We start from the raw sequence: 14,821 nt of genomic DNA on the forward strand, positions 1-14,821 counted from the left end.
AAGCATGATTGCTCCGTTCAACTTTGTCATTCCTGTTGCAGGGACGGTACTTTCCGCCATTTTCCTCGGCGAAAACATTCTGGATATCAAATACGCGATTGCGCTGGTGCTGGTCTGCTCGGGGATCTGGTGGGTGAATAAACGGAGTGCCTGAGAACAAAAGTGCCGGGTGGCGGCTTCGCCTTACCCGGCATACGCCATTAACGTGCTCTGATGAAACTGCCGTCCGGCTGGCGGGTAAACAGCACCTGCTGCCCATTTTCGGTATCAATGGTCAGCCCGGTGACCACCCCGCTGGCGTTCTGGCGAATCTGCACCATCTGGCCGTTCTGTAAGTTGCTCAGCGGTTTACCTGCGCCTTCCACTTTTGCCATGGCATACACGTCGGTCGGCGGCAGGTTGTGGTCGCGGAAAAGCTGTGCCAGGGTTTTGCCCGGCTCCACGCGATAGGAACGCCACTGCTGCTCAATGCCGGTCGGCTGCTGGGTTTGCGGCTCAGACGGCGCTGCGGCCTGCTCCTGTTCATCCTGAACGGGTTCGGGTTCAACAGGCGCGACCTGACCCGGATCGTTAGACGGGGTTACCAGCTGCGTCTGCATCGGCTGCGCGTCAGGCTGCGGCCGCGTTTGCGACTGAAGATCCAGCTGCGCATTGCGGGTGACCGGCGCGGTATCAACATCATCACCGCCGGAAGGAAGCAGGAAGCCCACGATCACCATCAGCGCACCAATGATGATCCCCCTGCGGTGCAGAGGAGGCAGCGGGTCCATAATGCGAAAATTGTCCGGCGCCTGCCAGATTTTCGCCAGGGTAGGTTTCAGTTCAAATCGCCCGGGCATGGCTCTCCTCCTGCTCCGCGTCTTTTATATCCTGTGCTTCGAAGTATAGTTCGCTAACTGCCTGAACGACGTAGCAAACCGGACATCCGTGACATCAGTTCGGGATTAATCCTGGTTGTCTCTATTGTTTCTGTTTCGTCGCGGTTTGTCACCTTAACTTCAGACAAAGTTTTACCCATAAGGGCATGGCTGATATGCTGCCCGCTACTTTAAATGTGATGGAAGGAAAACCCATGACCACCCCGACTTTTGACACTATCGAAGCGCAGGCAAGTTACGGTATCGGCTTGCAGGTAGGACAGCAGCTGAGCGAATCCGGCCTGGAAGGTCTGTTACCTGAAGCGCTGGTGGCGGGTATCGCTGATGCGCTGGAAGGTAAACAGCCTGCCGTTCCGGTTGACGTTGTGCATCGTGCGCTGCGTGAAATCCACGAACGTGCTGACGCCGTGCGTCGCGCGCGCTTCGAAGAGATGGCAGCTGAAGGCGTTAAATATCTGGAAGAGAACCGCGAGCGCGAAGGTGTGAACAGCACCGAATCCGGCCTGCAGTTCCGCGTGATCAACCAGGGCGACGGCGCTATCCCGGCGCGTACCGACCACGTTCGCGTGCACTACACCGGTAAGCTGATCGACGGAACCGTGTTCGACAGCTCCGTGGCGCGCGGCGAACCGGCTGAGTTCCCGGTCAACGGCGTTATCGCAGGCTGGATCGAAGCCCTGACCCTGATGCCAGTGGGTTCCAAATGGGAACTGACCATCCCGCACAACCTGGCTTACGGCGAGCGTGGCGCTGGTGCGTCCATCCCGCCATTCAGCACCCTGGTATTTGAAGTCGAGCTGCTGGAAATTCTGTAATCGACTTTTCTTATTTCCTCTCCCCGTCAGGGGAGGGGAAAATAGTGATAAAACCCATAGTTACGACGGAATCAACATTTTATCTTGCAAACGAAACTGTTGCGTGTATTTTTGTGAGCTGTTTCGCGCTGTATGAGTGATATGACACTCACTTTCAACATATTATTAACATAATATCTAAATCATAGTATTCATCCCGCCGATTCTTACCTAATATCGATAAACCCTTACGAAGGGACCGTCATTTATTTGACGTTTTTAAAGGCCAGAAGAGCCTTAACAACACAGACAGGCATAAACAGGAAAAATTACATGGTAGATCAGGTCAAAGTCGCCGCTGCAGAAGAGGCGTCGTCTGAACAGTCGCTACGGCGCAATCTCACAAACCGTCATATACAGCTTATCGCCATTGGCGGTGCCATAGGCACCGGGCTGTTTATGGGGTCCGGCAAAACCATCAGTCTTGCCGGGCCGTCGATCATCTTCGTTTATATGATCATCGGTTTTATGCTCTTCTTCGTGATGCGCGCAATGGGTGAATTGCTGCTCTCGAACCTCGAATACAAATCCTTCAGCGACTTCGCGTCGGACCTGCTCGGCCCGTGGGCGGGCTACTTTACCGGCTGGACCTACTGGTTCTGCTGGGTGGTCACCGGCATGGCGGACGTCGTGGCGATTACCGCTTACGCGCAGTTCTGGTTCCCGGGGCTGTCGGACTGGGTCGCCTCGCTGGCGGTGATTATTCTGCTGCTGAGCCTCAACCTCGCCACCGTGAAAATGTTCGGTGAGATGGAGTTCTGGTTCGCGATGATCAAGATTGTCGCTATCGTGGGGCTGATTGTGGTGGGCCTGGTGATGGTCCTGACGCACTTCCAGTCGCCAACGGGCGTTCAGGCGTCCTTCACCCATCTGTGGAATGACGGTGGCTGGTTCCCGAAAGGCATCAGCGGCTTCTTTGCGGGCTTCCAGATTGCGGTGTTTGCGTTTGTGGGGATTGAGCTTGTCGGAACGACCGCTGCGGAAACCAAAGATCCGGAGAAGTCCCTGCCGCGCGCCATCAACTCCATACCGGTGCGTATCATCATGTTCTACGTCTTCGCGCTGATCATCATCATGTCCGTGACGCCGTGGAGCTCCGTGGTGCCCAGCAAGAGCCCGTTCGTTGAGCTGTTCGTGCTGGTAGGGCTGCCTGCTGCGGCGAGCCTGATTAACTTCGTGGTGCTGACCTCTGCGGCATCGTCTGCGAACAGCGGCGTGTTCTCAACCAGCCGTATGCTGTTTGGTCTGGCGCAGGAGGGCGTAGCGCCGAGCGCCTTTGCGAAACTCTCTAAACGTGCGGTACCGGCGAAAGGGCTGACCTTCTCCTGCATGTGCCTGCTGGGTGGCGTGGTGATGCTCTACGTAAACCCAAGCGTAATTGGCGCGTTTACTATGATCACCACGGTGTCGGCGATCCTGTTCATGTTCGTCTGGACCATTATCCTGTGCTCGTACCTCGTGTACCGCAAACAGCGTCCGCACCTGCATGAGAAGTCGATCTACAAGATGCCGCTGGGCAAGCTGATGTGCTGGGTGTGCATGGCGTTCTTCGTGTTCGTGCTGGTGCTGCTGACGCTCGAAGATGACACCCGTCAGGCGCTGGTCGTCACGCCGCTGTGGTTTATCGCGCTGGGGCTGGGCTGGCTGTTTATCGGTAAGAAACGGATGGCAGGCATGCGTTAAGCATATTGCCGGGTGGCGCTGACGCTTACCCGGCCTATGTTCGAGGACGTTGTAGGCCCGGTAAGCGCTAGCGCCACCGGGCTTTTTTATTCCCCCGCCAATGCCCGCGGGAACAGCACGTTATTCTCAAGACTGATGTGCTCCATCAGGTCGTCAATCATCTCGTTAATGCCGTTGTACATCGCTTTCCAGGTGGTGCACGCTTCCGGCGGCGGCGTGACGTTGTTAGTGGTGTGTTTGATCACATCCAGCAGTTCGCCCGCGTCATCGTGCTCGCTTTCCATTACGCTGATAGGTCCCATCGCCTGGCTTCCCATTCCCTGTTTAATCATCGGGAAGAGGATCTGCTCTTCTTTCATCATGTGGCTGGAAAGCTCTTCATGCAGCATGGTCAGGTATTTTGCCAGACCGCGCGGCACGGAAGGCTTGTCGGCATGTACGCGCTCAACTTTCGTTGCCTGCAGGATCAGCTCAGGCACCTGTTCACGGTGGCGGTCGTGGTAACGCACGATGATATGGTCGATGATTTCCGTGAGCGGGGCGGTGCGCCAGTCTTTTTCAACAGGCTGTTCGGCCAGCAGCGCCAGCTCCGCTTCGATAGCCTCCACGTCCAGTTCCTTGCGCGAGGCCGCTCGCGCCAGCGTTTGCTTACCGCCGCAGCAGTAATCCATATCGTATTTACGGAACAGCGCGGAAGCGCGAGGGATGGAGAGCGCCAGCTCGCCGAGGGGGTGGTCGCGAAAGGCCATAGCAGTTACCTCGTCATCAAGAATATAAGATGCATATTAAATGCATCTTTAAGGCGGCGCTATAACCCTTTAGAGGGAAGGGAGAAAGTGCGACACGGATCACAAAAAAATGTCCCGTTTAACTCCCTGAATGGATTTAGGAAAGTGGTTTAGAAAGTTTTTAAAGGTGGAGAAACAGTAAACAACCCGCCGCGCGTGCCGATAGATACACGTCAGACAAACCTGCATATAACAAAGGCAACGCATGTTTAAACGTATAAAAGTCATTACTCTTCTTATTTCGGTGCTGCTTGTGCTCGGCATCATGCAAGTGATTTCCGCGGGTATCTTTATCAACGCGCTGAATAACGATAAAGACAACTTCACCGTGTCGCAGCTTTCCAGCCAGAACGTGGCGGAATTTACCGACGCCTGGATCAGCCTGAACCAGGCGCGCGTCACGCTAAACCGCGGGATGCTGCGTCTGCAAAGCAGCATGGCCTCTCAGATTAACGGCGGACAGCTGAACGAGCTGGTTAACACCGCGAAAAATCTGCTGGCCAATGCGCAGGTCCATTACGACAAATACTACGCCCTGCCGAATACCCCGGGTCTGGATGAGAACCTGGCCGATCGGCTGGAAGAGCAGTACCGCATTTACTCCGCCACGTTGACGCAAATGAACGTTCTGCTGGGCCAGGGCAACCTGGAAGATATGTTCAAACAGAATGCCGAACAGAAGCAGACGGCAATGCAAAAGGTCTATCGCGAGTGGCGCGAGGCGCAGGCTGCGCTCACCAGTAAAGGCATTCAGGATAACGAAAGCGACTACAAGCGCATCCTGTGGATCCTTTCTGCCGTCATGATCCTCGTCATTGCGGTGATTATCTCCAGCTGGATCGCCATGCGCCGGGTGCTGCTGCTGCCGCTGGAAGAGGTGATCAACCATATCCGCGCCATCGCGGCAGGGGATTTAACCCAGCCGATTCAGGCTGAAGGCAAAAACGAAATGGCTATCCTGGCGCGCAACGTGCAGGAGATGCAAACCTCGCTGGCGAACACCGTGGGCGTGGTGCGTGAAGGCGCAGACACCATCTATACCGGTGCGGGTGAAATCTCGGCGGGCAGCAACGACCTCTCTTCCCGTACCGAGCAGCAGGCCGCGTCTCTGGAAGAGACGGCAGCCAGCATGGAACAGCTGACCGCCACCGTGAAGCAGAACGCGGATAACGCGCGTCAGGCGTCTCGTCTGGCGCTGGATGCCTCCTCAACCGCGAAGAAGGGCGGTAACGTGGTGGAAGGCGTGGTGCGCACCATGGACGAGATCGCCACCAGCTCCAGCAAAATCGCACAAATTACTAACGTTATCGACGGCATTGCCTTCCAGACCAACATTCTGGCGCTGAACGCGGCGGTGGAAGCGGCGCGTGCGGGCGAGCAGGGCCGTGGCTTTGCGGTGGTTGCAGGAGAAGTACGCACGCTTGCCCAGCGCAGCGCCCAGGCGGCAAAAGAGATTAAGGCGCTGATCGATGATTCCGGCGAGCGCGTGAACGCCGGCTCGCAGCTGGTGAACGAAGCGGGCGCGACGATGGCGGAAATCGTTAACGCGGTTACCCGCGTGACCGACATCATGGGCGAAATTGCCTCTGCCTCTGACGAGCAGAGCCGCGGTATAGACCAGGTTGGTCAGGCGGTAGCCGAGATGGACCGCGTGACCCAGCAGAACGCCTCGCTGGTGGAGGAGTCTGCGGCGGCAGCGGCGGCGCTGGAAGATCAGGCCGCACGCCTGAACGAAGCGGTAGCGGTGTTCAAAATAACGCGTAATCAGGCGGTCAAAGCGGCACCGGTGAAAACCTATGTGCCAAAAGCGCAGCCAGCAGCGACGGCGTCTGAAGCGAACTGGGAAACGTTTTAAAGGCTTGCCCGGTGGCGGCTACGCCTTACCAGACCTACTGTTTTGTAGGCCCTGCAAGCGTAGCGCCGCTGGGCATTACTCACATCTCCGAAGCCGGAACGACCCTCGGTTTTTCCGGCTTCGCTCTTACCGCCATCACCACTCCCACCACCAGCAGCGCGATCCCGCAGGCCGTTAACAGCGGCGGCACGCTCTGGCGCATCAGGAAGGTGTACAGCAGCCCGGCCAGGGTTTCGAACACAATCAGCGGCCCTAAGATCACCGTCGGCAGCTTCTGGCTGGCAATGTTCCAGCACAGCGCGCCCACCCAGGAGCACAGCACCGCAATCGCAACCATTAAGCCAATAAAGACCCAGGGTCTTGGCCCGAAGGGCTGGGCAAATTCCGGCTGCTGATGACCCAGCCAGAGGCATGCGCCGGCATACCCCACTAACGAGACGGGGAGCGTGACCAGCGCCTGCGCCGTTGCCCACATCATCGGGTGTTTATCCGGGTTCTCCCGCAGCCAGCGCGCATTGCGCAGGGCGTACCAGGCCCAGCACGCGACCGAGATGAACGCTAAAACGATCCCCGAACCGTAACGCCATAAGCTGAAGTCTGCCAGGCCGTGGCGCAGCTCGGCGATATTGACGCACACCAGCCCCACGGCGGTGCAGGCCAGGGCGGGTATCATTTTCGACCACGCCAGCTTGCCGTCCCGATGGCTATAAAGCAGATTCGCGAAGATGGGGATGACCACCGGCAGCGTGCCGATAATCATGGTCGACACCGGCGCTCCGGTTCGCTGAATGGCGCTTGCCAGGCAGACGTAATAGATGAGATTGCCCATCATGGTCAGCGCCAGCGCGGTGCCCCAGTCCTGACGGCTGAGCTGTCGCAAGCGCGTACGCCCCAGCCATGCCAGAGGAAGGGCAATCAGCCCGAGCGCCAGATAACGTCCGGTAGACTGCAATATCGCCGGGTATTCCGGCACGATCAGAGGGCCGACAAAGATCAGCCCCCACATCAGACCTGCAAGCAGGGCATACAACACGCCGCTAATCATTTTTCCATCCACATTGATTTACTCTGCACTCAGTCTAGAAGGGGGAAACGCGCGCGTATTGTATGAGATTGCGCATTAGCGCCGGGCGACCTGTTTCTGGTAGCGCACGGGCGTAATGCCGTAGCGGCGGGTGAAGGCGCGGGTTAAATGCGACTGGTCGGTCAGCCCCGTTGCGGCGGCGACTTCGGCGGCGGGCATACCGTGGGTGAGAAACGCCTTGGCGCGCCACAGGCGGATAGCCATCAACATCTGGTGCGGCGTAACGTGAAAATGGGCTTTGAACTGGCGCTGGAAATGGTACGGGCTGAGCGAGACAACGTTCGCCAGTTCGTCCAGCGTCAGGGCGTGCATATAGTTGTCGTGCAAATACTCGCGCACGCGCTCGAAACGGTGTGCGCCTTCCTGAACCACCGGCGCGTGATGGGCTAGCGGCTGAAAGGTCTCGATCAGATCCAGCAATAAGCCTTTTTGCGCCAGCGGATCGTCCGTATGCCACAGGCCGTAAATTAGCCTGCCGATCTGCTGAGAGCGCTGCGGGTCGTAACGGGTTACGTCGCTGAACCACCAGTGGCGCAGGCCGGTTACCTCTTCCAGAAGATCGGGTTCGATGTAGACCATCCGGTAGCGCCAGCCGTCTTCGGTCGCGGACTCCCCGGTATGGATCTCGTCCGGGTTCATGGTAACAACGGATTTTTCAGGTGCGAGATGCTGGGTGCCGCGATAGCGAAAGCGTTCGGCACCGGTTTCGATGGTGCCGATGCCGAAGGCTTCATGGGTGTGGGGCTCAAAGGCGTAGTCAGAAATGTGCGCGTGATACAGCTCAAGGCCTGGCAGCTGCGCCAGATGGCGAAAGCGCGCGCTGTCTCTCTCGTCAGTAAACTGTTCCGGTACGCCTTGCACGATGAGCCTCCTCATGGGTCATCACTACATTATCAGAGATGACCCGAGGGGATGCCACAAAAAATAACCAATCCGTAACAATTACAGAATGGCTTTGACGCTCTCCGCCAGCGGTGTAGTCGGGCGGCCAATCAGCTTGCTCAGGGTACGGCTGTCGTCAAACAGACCGCCTTTGGACGCGCCCACGTCGGAGTCCGCCAGCATATCCGCCAGCCCGGCGGGTAAACCCACGCTCTTCAATGCGGCTGCAAAGTCTGCTTCGCTCAGGTTTTGATACGCCACAGGTTTACCGCTCTGCTTGCTCAGTTCCGCCGCCAGCTCGCTCAATGTCCAGCCGTGGTCGCCTGCCAGTTCGTATACCTTGCCCGCATGACCCTCTTCAGCGATCACTTTGGCTGCCGCCGCGGCATAGTCTGCGCGGGTGGCAGAGGCAATTTTGCCTTCGCCTGCGGCACCAATGAATACGCCGTGTTCCAGCGCAGGCGGCGCGCTCGCCAGGTAGTTTTCGGTGTACCAGCCGTTGCGCAGCAGGGCGTATGGCACGCCAGATTCTGCCAACGCTTTCTCGGTTTCGACATGTTCAACGTGCAGACCCAGCGGTGATTTATCCGCGTGTAGCAGGCTGGTGTAGGCGATAAATTTCACGCCTGCCGCTTTGGCGGCGTTGATCACGTTCTGGTGCTGGGTCGCGCGCTGGCCCACTTCGCTTGAGGAGATGAGCAGCAGCTTTTCCACGCCGCTCAGCGCGGCAGTAAAGGCGGCCTTATCGGTGTAATCCGCCTGACGAACCACAATACCCTGGTTGCTTAACGCTTCAGCTTTCGCCAGGTTACGAACAATGGCAACAATCTGGTTTGCTGGAACGGTTTTCAGCAGTTCTTCAATAACGTGCTGGCCAAGCTGGCCGGTAGCGCCGGTAATCGCGATCATGATAAATCTCCTTCGTGTTTGTCTGGTGTTGTGGCACACTATCACCATAGCTAACTTTTAGTAAGTACGCACAAAAAGGTAAGTATGAAAAAAACGATCCCAACGCTCAGCGAGCAAATGCGCGATGGCAATCTCTTCGCGGAACAGTGCCCTTCACGGGAGGTGCTTAAACACGTTACCAGCCGCTGGGGCGTGCTGATTCTGCTGGCTCTGCGCGGAGGAACGCACCGTTTTAGCGAGCTGCGCCATAAAATGGGCGGGGTGAGCGAAAAGATGCTGTCCCAGTCGCTTCAGGCGCTGGAGCAGGACGGGTTTGTCGATCGCGTGTCGTATCCGGTCGTGCCGCCGCACGTCGAGTATAGCCTGACACCGATGGGCATTGAGGTGAGCGAGAAAGTCGCCGCGCTGGCGGACTGGATTGAAGTCAATACGCCGAAGGTGATGGCGAATCGGGATGAGCGTGCGGCGTAAAAGCCGGGTGGCGGTTTCGCCTTACCCGGCACAATCACCGCTACCTGCTTAAATCCACCTGATAAATCGCGAACCCGATATCATCCGTCGCAACCTTCTTCATCGGATACTGCGCCTTATCCTTAATAAACGCGGCTGCTTTATCGGACGGTGACGTTTCAAAGCGGATATCCAGTTTCGCATCGCTGTGGATTGGCGCAAGACGCCAGTTGTTATCCACCGCCGGGTGAATTTCGCCCGCCTTCTTCGACTCCGCGCCGATCCACGCCGCCAGCACCGAGCGGTTTTCGTCCGGTGACGCAAAAGCGATGTGGCTATCGCCCGTACCGGCAAACTTACCGCCGTAGGCACGGTAGTTATTGGTCACCACCAGGAAGGTTGCATTCGGGTCGATCGCCTTGCCGTTGAACGTCAGGTTTTTGATGCGTTCGGCCTGCGGGTTAATCGCCTGGCACTCGCCGTCATATTTCGCCGGCTGGGTGACGTCAATCTGGTAATTTACGCCGTCGATCACGTCGAAGTTGTAGGTGCGGAAGCCGTCCCAGTTAATCAGCGGCTGTGGTTTACTGCTCTTCGGGTCGATCTGGTTAAACTGCCCGGCGGAGCACTCCAGCCACTCCTTCACCTCTTTCCCCGTGGCTTTAACCACCACCAGGGTATTCGGGTAGAGATAGAGATCGGCGGCGTTACGGAAGGTCAGCTGGCCTTTTTCGACCTCAACATAGCTTGCCGGGTCGTTCTTGCGTCCGCCCACTTTGAATGGCGCTGCGGCAGACAGCACCGGCAGCTTTGCCAGATCCGGATCGCCCTGAACAAAGTGTTCGGCATAGGCTTTCTGGGCCATGTTGACCACCTGAACGGTCGGATCGTCCTGCACCAGCGCCAGGAAGCTGTACATGTTGTCGGCGGATTTGCCGATCGGCTTGCTGACGAATTCGCGGGTGGCGTCGTGGTCGTGCTTCAGCACGTCGACCAGCTTTTTATCTTCACCTGCCAGGGATTTTTTAGCCGCCGCGTCGTAAATCGGGCGCGCTTCGGCTTTTGACTGCGTCACCTTCCAGCTGCCGCTGTCGTTATTTAGCACCAGATCCACCACGCCAAGGTGGTCGCCCCACATGCCCGGCATCACCGACGGCACGCCGTTGAGCGTCCCTTTCTCGATATCCGCCCCTTTAATGCTGGCGAAATCTTTGCCCGGGAAAACGGCGTGAGCGTGGCCGAACAGGATCGCGTCAACGCCCGGGACTTCGCTCAGATAATAAACGGAGTTCTCCGCCATGGCCTGGTACGGGTCGGCTGACAGGCCTGAGTGAGCCACCACGACAACGACATCCGCACCTTTCGCACGCATTTCCGGCACGTACTTGCGCGCGGTTTCGGTAATGTCATTAACGGTCACTTTGCCGTCGAGGTTGGCTTTATCCCAGGTCATGATCTGCGGCGGTACGAAGCCGATATAGCCGATTTTCAGCGTCTGCTTTTTACCGTCCCGATCGACAACTTCACTCTCTTTAATCAGGTATGGGGTAAAGAGCGGCTTTTGCGTCTTAACGTCGATGATATTGGCGTTAACGTACGGGAACTTCGCGCCGGCCAGCGCATCGTGCAGGTATTTCAGGCCGTAGTTGAATTCGTGGTTGCCCAGGTTGCCGACGGCATAGTCCAGCGTGTTCATCGCTTTATAAACGGGATGGATCTCGCCTTTCTTCAGACCTTTCGCCGCCATGTAGTCGCCGAGCGGGCTGCCCTGAATGAGATCGCCGTTGTCCACCAGCACGCTATTTTTGACTTCACCCCGCGCGGCGTTGATCAAACTTGCTGTACGTACCAGTCCGAATTTTTCCGTAGGGGTATCTTTGTAGTAATCGAAGTCCATCATATTGCTGTGCAGATCGGTCGTTTCCAGAATACGCAGATCTACCGTCGCCGCCTGCACGCTCGCTGCAATCAGCGTCGCCAGAAGCGTTGCACTAAACTTAATCATCAGAGGAGTCCTTTTTTCGATCCGTTCCACAAAAGAGTATGTATCTATCGTTTGTTGCTTACAGAAATGTGAATCCTGACAGAAAAAAGCGACCTGAAACCGGAATTGCTTCACAGATAGCGGAATTGTTCACATTACGATATAACTAAAACAAAGAGTTAACCTCACTGCGTTAACAAAGAGGTGGAAAATGCTAGATAAGATTTGTCAGCTCGCACGGGATGCGGGAGATGCCATCATGCAGGTGTATGACGGTGTTAAACCGATGGAGGTCGTCAGCAAGGCGGACGACTCCCCGGTCACGGCGGCCGATATCGCGGCGCATAAGGTGATCCTGCAAGGTCTGCAGGCCTTAACGCCGGATATCCCCGTTCTGTCTGAAGAAGCGCCGCAAAGCTGGGACGAGCGCCAGCACTGGCAGCGCTACTGGCTGGTCGATCCGCTGGACGGGACAAAAGAGTTCATCAAGCGCAACGGTGAGTTCACCGTCAATATTGCCCTGATTGAGAAGGGTAAAGCGGTGCTCGGCGTGGTCTACGCGCCGGTAATGAAGGTGATGTACAGCGCTGCAGAAGGGAAGGCCTGGAAGGAGGAGTGCGGCGTACGCAAGCAGATCCAGGTGCGCGATGCCCGTCCACCGCTGGTGGTGATTAGCCGCTCGCACAGCGACAGCGAGCTGGAGGAATACCTGCAACAGCTGGGTGAACACCAGACCACCTCGATTGGCTCGTCGCTGAAATTCTGCCTGGTGGCGGAAGGTCAGGCGCAGCTGTATCCGCGCTTTGGGCCAACCAACGTCTGGGATACCGCGGCAGGCCATGCCGTTGCCGCGGCCGCCGGGGCGCATGTCCATGACTGGCAGGGCAAGCCGCTGGACTATACCCCGCGCGAATCATTCCTCAACCCCGGCTTCCGCGTCTCTCTTTACTGAGCCAGCAGTTTGTGCAGCAGGGCGACAACCTGCTGCACCTCTTCCTGAGTTAACGCGCCGTCTTTCACCCACTGCACGCGGCCGTCCTTATCCAGCACGACAATCGCGGAGCTCTCTTCCTCAAGCTGCCAGGCCTTACGCGTCACGCCGTTGCTGTCGACGATAAACTGCGACCACGGGTAGAGCTTTTTATTGCTCTCAAGGCTTGAACGCACAAACATCCCGGAGCCAGGAATGGCATCATCAGTGTTCACAATCGTGGTGGTTTGGTAGCGGTCATGGGGGAATTTTGCGGCCTTGATCGCCTCCACCAGGCTGGCATTCTTCTCTTTTGCGGATGTACGACCGGCAATATGTTGTACAACTCTCACTTTGCCCGCGAGCTGCGCGCTATTCCAGGCTTTATAGCTAAACTTCTCATTGTCGAGAATCAATTCTCCCCGGTCAGCAATGCCGACTGGCGGTACACGTTGTCCTTTTTCAATGCTGTGAGCGGAAGCCCACAGGGGCAGCAGCAGGCAGGCTGCCGCAAGGATGTTACGTAGGGTCATGGCGTTTCCTTATTGTTTGCAGGTGATCCGACCACTTGGTCATACGCTTTTAATCATAAGTGCGATCAATGTGGTTTTCCCGCAATCCGAGTGCCAGTTTGCGGGTGAACGCACATATCCATGAAAAAACGACGGCTTATACTGCTCTCTCTCACGCTTTGCAAAGATTATTCTGAATAATTGTAATCAAACGGTAAATAAACTTATGCACACTGGGTAACACCGTAGTTCTGGTCTATAGTCATTGGGCATCAAAATTTGCGCTCAGGACAGTCGGGCCGATTGTGGCACCGCAAGAGCGTATGATTCGCAGGAGATACAAGAATGAAAATTTTCCAACGCTACAACCCGCTTCAGGTGGCGAAGTACGTGAAGATCCTGTTCCGTGGACGGTTGTACATCAAGGATGTTGGCGCTTTTGAGTTTGATAAGGGCAAGATCCTTGTCCCAAAAGTGAAGGACAAACAGCACCTGTCTGTGATGTCCGAAGTCAACCGTCAGGTTATGCGTCTGCAAACTGAGATGGCTTAACCAACGTGCTATGCAGTAGGTAGTTAAAAAGACGGCTCCCGATGGGAGCCGTTGATGTTTGTGGGGGTAGGTACGTTATGCCGACACCTTCTCTTCCGCGTCCGGCAGCTTCGGCACCAGTACGGTCGGCTTGTTGTCAATACGCGTCACCAGCAGCTGGTCGATGCGGTAGTTATCAATATCCACCACCTCAAACTTGTAGCCGGAGAACTTCACCGAGTCGGTGCGTTTCGGGATTTTACGCAGCATAAACATCATAAAGCCGCCGATGGTTTCGTAGTTACCGGACTGCGGGAACTCGTCGATATCCAGCACGCGCATGACGTCTTCAATCGGCGTACCGCCGTCGATCAGCCATGAATTATCGTCACGCTGAACAATCTGCTCTTCCAGTCCCTGGCCAACCAGGTCTCCCATCAGCGTGGTCATCACGTCGTTCAGCGTGATGATACCCACCACCAGCGCGTATTCATTCATGATCACCGCGAAGTCTTCCCCGGCGGTTTTGAAACTTTCCAGCGCTTCGGAGAGCGTCAGGGTGTCCGGCACAATCAGGGTATTGCGGATCTGCACGCCGCTGTTGAGCGCCAGGCTCTGGTTTGCCAGCACGCGGTTCAGCAGGTCTTTGGAGTCGACGTAACCGATGATGTGGTCGATATCTTCATTACAGACCAGGAACTTGGAGTGAGGATGCTGCGCTACTTTGTTCTTCAGGCTCTGCTCATCTTCATGTAAATCGAACCAGATAATGTTTTCGCGGCCCGTCATGGAAGAGGGCACGGTACGGGATTCCAGTTCAAATACGTTCTCAATCAGCTCGTGTTCCTGCTTACGCAGCACTCCGGCCAGCGCGCCGGCTTCCACCACCGCATAAATGTCGTCAGAGGTGATGTCGTCTTTACGCACCATTGGCAGCTTAAAGATGCGGAAAATCACGTTCGCCAGGCCGTTGAAGAACCACACCAGCGGACGAAACACGTACAGACAGAAGCGCATCGGGTTGATGATACGCAAAGCTACAGCTTCTGGCGCAATCATACCGATGCGTTTCGGGGTCAGGTCTGCAAAGAGGATGAACAGGCCGGTTACCAGCGAGAAGGAGAGAATAAAGCTCAGCTGTTCGGCAAGCTCAGCGGACATGTATTTGACAAAGAGGCTATAAAACGCTGGAGAAAAGGCCGCATCGCCCACGATACCGCCGAGAATGGCGACCGCGTTAAGGCCAATCTGCACCACGGTGAAGAACATGCCGGGATTTTCCTGCATTTTCAGGATGCGGGTGGCATTGATGTTGCCCTCGTCGGCAAGCAGCTTCAGTTTGATTTTACGGGACGCGGCCAGCGAGATCTCAGATATCGAGAAAAATGCACTGACGGCAATAAGACAAAGTATTACTAAAATACTGTTTAACATAGTTTAT

Annotated in this window: 14 protein-coding genes and 1 pseudogene; 7 read left to right on the plus strand and 8 right to left on the minus strand. The window is 56.3% G+C overall.

Annotated elements, in window-relative coordinates; translation table 11 throughout:
• Window positions 1–154: pseudogene (locus INF73_RS22160) on the plus strand (EamA/RhaT family transporter); the annotation flags it as partial.
• 46 nt (window positions 155–200) lie between these two features.
• Here INF73_RS22160 and INF73_RS20460 read toward each other — a convergent pair.
• Complete coding sequence (locus INF73_RS20460) at window positions 201–839, minus strand: OapA family protein (RefSeq protein WP_193541720.1); 639 nt, start codon at window positions 837–839, stop codon at window positions 201–203.
• A gap of 233 nt (window positions 840–1,072) precedes the next feature.
• Between INF73_RS20460 and fklB the strand changes: the two genes are divergently transcribed.
• Window positions 1,073–1,693 (plus strand): FKBP-type peptidyl-prolyl cis-trans isomerase, encoded by a 621-nt coding sequence (gene fklB / locus INF73_RS20465; protein WP_008502892.1) that lies wholly within the window; start codon window positions 1,073–1,075, stop codon window positions 1,691–1,693.
• A gap of 312 nt (window positions 1,694–2,005) precedes the next feature.
• A complete protein-coding gene (gene cycA / locus INF73_RS20470; RefSeq protein ID WP_049138539.1) occupies window positions 2,006–3,415 on the plus strand; it encodes a D-serine/D-alanine/glycine transporter in 1,410 nt (469 codons plus the stop codon).
• Window positions 3,416–3,501: 86 nt separating this feature from the next.
• Here the strand turns inward: cycA and ytfE are convergent, their stop codons facing one another.
• Window positions 3,502–4,164 carry an iron-sulfur cluster repair protein YtfE gene (gene ytfE, locus INF73_RS20475; RefSeq protein ID WP_193541718.1) on the minus strand — a complete coding sequence of 221 codons (663 nt, stop codon included), beginning with the start codon at window positions 4,162–4,164 and terminating at the stop codon, window positions 3,502–3,504.
• 244 nt (window positions 4,165–4,408) lie between these two features.
• On the opposite strand from ytfE, the gene INF73_RS20480 reads away from it, so the two are divergent.
• Window positions 4,409–6,058 carry a methyl-accepting chemotaxis protein gene (locus INF73_RS20480; protein ID WP_045259627.1) on the plus strand — a complete coding sequence of 550 codons (1,650 nt, stop codon included), beginning with the start codon at window positions 4,409–4,411 and terminating at the stop codon, window positions 6,056–6,058.
• A gap of 79 nt (window positions 6,059–6,137) precedes the next feature.
• Here the strand turns inward: INF73_RS20480 and INF73_RS20485 are convergent, their stop codons facing one another.
• From INF73_RS20485 to INF73_RS20495, 3 genes are all read right to left on the minus strand, one after another.
• The gene (locus INF73_RS20485; RefSeq protein WP_041911471.1) at window positions 6,138–7,103 is read right to left on the minus strand and encodes a DMT family transporter; all 966 of its coding nucleotides are present in this window, start codon (window positions 7,101–7,103) and stop codon (window positions 6,138–6,140) included.
• A 75-nt stretch (window positions 7,104–7,178) separates the two neighbouring features.
• Window positions 7,179–8,003 carry an AraC family transcriptional regulator gene (locus INF73_RS20490; RefSeq protein ID WP_028015277.1) on the minus strand — a complete coding sequence of 275 codons (825 nt, stop codon included), beginning with the start codon at window positions 8,001–8,003 and terminating at the stop codon, window positions 7,179–7,181.
• Window positions 8,004–8,084: 81 nt separating this feature from the next.
• Window positions 8,085–8,933, minus strand: coding sequence for an SDR family oxidoreductase (locus tag INF73_RS20495; RefSeq protein WP_193051135.1), 849 nt, complete (start codon window positions 8,931–8,933; stop codon window positions 8,085–8,087).
• Between the two features lie 84 nt (window positions 8,934–9,017).
• Here INF73_RS20495 and INF73_RS20500 point away from each other — a divergent pair, with 84 nt between their 5' ends.
• Entirely contained in the window at window positions 9,018–9,404 is a 387-nt protein-coding gene (locus INF73_RS20500; protein WP_028015279.1) for a helix-turn-helix domain-containing protein, read from the plus strand.
• Between the two features lie 40 nt (window positions 9,405–9,444).
• Here the strand turns inward: INF73_RS20500 and INF73_RS20505 are convergent, their stop codons facing one another.
• The gene (locus INF73_RS20505; protein WP_193066889.1) at window positions 9,445–11,388 is read right to left on the minus strand and encodes a bifunctional 2',3'-cyclic-nucleotide 2'-phosphodiesterase/3'-nucleotidase; all 1,944 of its coding nucleotides are present in this window, start codon (window positions 11,386–11,388) and stop codon (window positions 9,445–9,447) included.
• Window positions 11,389–11,578: 190 nt separating this feature from the next.
• Here INF73_RS20505 and cysQ point away from each other — a divergent pair, with 190 nt between their 5' ends.
• The gene (gene cysQ / locus INF73_RS20510; RefSeq protein WP_028015281.1) at window positions 11,579–12,319 is read left to right on the plus strand and encodes a 3'(2'),5'-bisphosphate nucleotidase CysQ; all 741 of its coding nucleotides are present in this window, start codon (window positions 11,579–11,581) and stop codon (window positions 12,317–12,319) included.
• Here cysQ and INF73_RS20515 read toward each other — a convergent pair.
• Window positions 12,313–12,870, minus strand: a complete 558-nt coding sequence (locus INF73_RS20515; protein WP_193541716.1) for a YtfJ family protein — start codon at window positions 12,868–12,870, stop codon at window positions 12,313–12,315. The two genes, cysQ and INF73_RS20515, sit on opposite strands and share 7 nt — an antisense overlap.
• 324 nt (window positions 12,871–13,194) lie before the next feature.
• Here INF73_RS20515 and INF73_RS20520 point away from each other — a divergent pair, with 324 nt between their 5' ends.
• The gene (locus tag INF73_RS20520; RefSeq protein WP_008501430.1) at window positions 13,195–13,401 is read left to right on the plus strand and encodes a DUF1107 domain-containing protein; all 207 of its coding nucleotides are present in this window, start codon (window positions 13,195–13,197) and stop codon (window positions 13,399–13,401) included.
• A gap of 75 nt (window positions 13,402–13,476) precedes the next feature.
• Here INF73_RS20520 and INF73_RS20525 read toward each other — a convergent pair whose 3' ends face one another.
• Window positions 13,477–14,814, minus strand: a complete 1,338-nt coding sequence (locus INF73_RS20525; RefSeq protein WP_028015283.1) for a hemolysin family protein — start codon at window positions 14,812–14,814, stop codon at window positions 13,477–13,479.
• Window positions 14,815–14,821 lie beyond the last annotated feature (7 nt).

Source organism: Enterobacter cloacae complex sp. P6RS, assembly GCF_014982245.1.
In the GTDB taxonomy this organism is placed as follows: domain Bacteria; phylum Pseudomonadota; class Gammaproteobacteria; order Enterobacterales; family Enterobacteriaceae; genus Enterobacter; species Enterobacter bugandensis.